General features: G+C 59.6%; 1 protein-coding gene. It reads left to right on the forward strand.

Features of this window, described 5'->3' with window-relative positions:
- Positions 1 to 119: 119 nt before the first annotated feature.
- Positions 120 to 2,147 (forward strand): DUF6538 domain-containing protein (locus G3T14_RS23860; protein ID WP_163644960.1); only part of this gene is annotated, 2,028 nt, incomplete at its 3' end.

Below are 2,147 nucleotides of genomic sequence, written 5' to 3' on the forward strand. Positions count from 1 at the left end.
GAATCCTCCCGCCCCAGCCAATTTCCGCGCAAGCTATTGATTTAGCTTCGTTTCCGCCCTGCGGACTCGGAGCCGGCACACATCTCTGTCGCACATGCCTGTAGCACAGGGTGTGCCCCATGCCTGCCATCCCTCACGCCTACCGTCGCGGCGCGACTTATTCCTGGCGTCGCCGAATACCGCAGCCACTTTGCCAATTTTGTAAGGTCGAAGCGCTTATTGTGAGCCTCGGGACGCGCGATCCGCGCCGCGCCCGCTTCCTCGCCGGCCAGCTCACGGCCCACTCCGACGATTTGTTCCAGCGCGCCATGACCTACACCGATACCGATATCGTCATGACGCGCCGACAACTCGACGGCGTGTTTCGCGAGAGTCTGCTCGCGCATCTCGACAAGCTCGACCGCGTCGCCGCCGCCGAACGCGCCGACCCGAACTTCGATCCCGACGACAGCCGGCGTTGTGACCAGCGTATGGGTTGGGTTTTTCGCCTTATCGCCGGTCGGGGTGCAGCCGCTGTGGTGGATCAAGCTACAGCTGCGAAAATGGCCGAGCAGGGGCTGAGCCGCGAGGACATCGCCGAAGTCGACGTTACGCTCGCCTCAATGATTGCGCAGGGGGCGCACCGGATGCCCCGACAGCGCCTTGAATCACTCTTGAGCAATCAGGATGCCCCGGCGACTGCCGTGAACCTGTCGTTGGCACAGGAGGTGACGTTTCGCGCGATGGCGACCGCCGCTTTCGCGACCGAGCGTCGCTACGATGGCGCGCGAATCGAGGACGAGGCTAAACTGGACGCCATCGTTCTCGGCGAGGTCGACACAATCACGGTAGCAGACGCTGCGTCCGCCAATGTCGCTGCCTCTCGGTCATCGACAACGGCCCCCAATCCTATGACTCAGCCGGCACAGGAGGCCACGGATCAGTCGTCGAGCAGGCAGTCGTCGCACCGTCAGTCCAGCCCCAGGGCGACGACTCTCGGACACCATCCCGTCATCGTGTACGGCGAGGCGATGATCGCGGCACGGGCCAGGGATGAGGACTGGGATTCCAAGACGCAGGTCCAGGCCCGCCAGATCTTCACTCTCTTCGCAAAGCTCTTGTTAGAGAATGGCCTCATAGACCTCGGGGACCTGCGCCAGAGTCACCTCGCTGATCTCGTCGGTCTCCTGCGGGCCGTATCGCCGAGCTACGGCAAGAGTCCGAATGACCAGCACCGCGCCACGGCCGAACTTAGGGCCATCGGCGCCAAGCTTGCGCCGGAAAAGCGCGGAATCTCGGGCGCTACCCTCAACCGCCACCTTACCTTCCTTGGCCAGTTGCTGGCCTATCTAAAGGCGCAGGGACTTCCAGTCGACCTCAGCATCAGCGTTGCCCTCCTGCGGGCTAAGACAAAGAACCGAGCTCGCAACAAGCGCGCGGCGCTGACTAATGAAGATGTCGGAGCGATATTTAAACTTGCGTGCTTTACCGGTTGCAAGTCCTGGCGGCAGCCGTTCGAGGCTGGCCCCGATACTATCCATCGGGCGCTATACTTTGCAATTATAATGCTTTATTATACTGGCGCTAGACGGGAGGAAATTTGCGGCCTCCATGTCGATGACGTTTGTGAAGTTGACGGTATTGTCTATATAGATATTAGGCGAAATCAGACACGGCGTATCAAGAACGATCAGTCGGTTCGTTACATCGCCCTGCACCCAGAAATCCTACGTCTCGGATTTTCGGAGTACGTCCGCACCATCAAAAGTCTTGGATATCACCTTGTATTCCCAGATTTGAAATCCCCAACTTCCAGGGCTCCGCTTGGGGATCGGCTCTATGACGAGTTCTTACAAGGCATGAAGTTGGCAATTCCCGACGCAGCCGTCAGAAAAAAAGTGATCCACTCGTTCCGACATGCCCTCGGCAACAACCTGAAACAAGCCCGTGTCCATACGGAGATCCGCGCCGACATCCTCGGGCATGGCGGCAAGGGTGAGACCGACGAGCGGTATTGCGATCCCATTGCCCTGCGTTCGATGCTTGCCGATTTGATCAAGGTGCCGACTGTGACCGCACATCTCGATGCGCAGGAAATTCGACTCCTCGGGTGGGTTTCCGACAAAAAGCCCGCGCCTTTCTCCCGCCCATCAAGACGTTCTGTGAAA

It is taken from the genome of Methylobacterium sp. BTF04 (assembly GCF_010692745.1).
Taxonomy (GTDB): domain Bacteria; phylum Pseudomonadota; class Alphaproteobacteria; order Rhizobiales; family Beijerinckiaceae; genus Methylobacterium.